This window comes from Shewanella sp. SM20, assembly GCF_025654545.1.
In the GTDB taxonomy this organism is placed as follows: Bacteria; Pseudomonadota; Gammaproteobacteria; order Enterobacterales; family Shewanellaceae; genus Shewanella; species Shewanella oncorhynchi.
The window spans coordinates 1-629 of record NZ_JAKKRK010000139.1; the positions used below are offsets into that span (position 1 = coordinate 1).

Genomic DNA, 629 nt, shown 5'->3' on the forward strand with positions numbered 1-629 from the left:
GGGTGAACTCCAACGACGTGGTGTCTTCCAGCGCCAGTAGGCAGTCAAATGGTTCGCAGGCTTGCACTGTGGCAGCAAAACCTGCCTCAGCAATCGCTGCCGGACTGATATGCTCGTTACGGACAAAGCGATAAGCGGCTTCAATGTCTGCACTGGATGAAAGRGATTGCACGATAGATTGTCCTGTATGAGCTGCAAGTTGAGCCGCCAACTGTACAAGCCGTTTGGTCCTTCGTACATCCCCTAATTKTGCGCGCTGAAAAATGCTYTGTGCCCAGAGTGATGGTTCACTTAAAAACATGGTATGTGGTATCTGAAACAAAAGGTCAGGATCAGATCAGGGTAATTGAAAATGGTTCAAAAAAATCCCTCGGGGCAAACTGTAGTGGCACACTAATTTTGGCCACCTAAATAGAGGTGATATTATTACCTCGTAGATGACTTTAGGTGAACACATGAGATCGACAACCAGAAAAACATTTAGTGCTGAATTCAAACTTGAAGCAGCCCAATTAGTCCTCGATAAAAACCATAGCATCATCGAAGCTGCAAAGGCGATGAACGTAGGTAAGTCCACTATGGATAAATGGGTGAGACAGTTAAAACTAGAACGCCAGGGTGGCACACCA

Annotated in this window: 2 protein-coding genes; one reads left to right on the plus strand and one right to left on the minus strand. The window is 46.2% G+C overall.

Annotation, left to right across the window (positions count from 1 at the left end; genetic code table 11):
* The coding region (locus L5M18_RS23290) for a transposase DNA-binding-containing protein (RefSeq protein ID WP_263198725.1) at nt 1-301 on the minus strand (301 nt) is incomplete at its 3' end.
* Between the two features lie 154 nt (nt 302-455).
* Between L5M18_RS23290 and L5M18_RS23295 the strand changes: the two genes are divergently transcribed.
* On the plus strand, nt 456-629 hold a 174-nt coding region (locus L5M18_RS23295; protein WP_263148818.1), incomplete at its 3' end, for a transposase.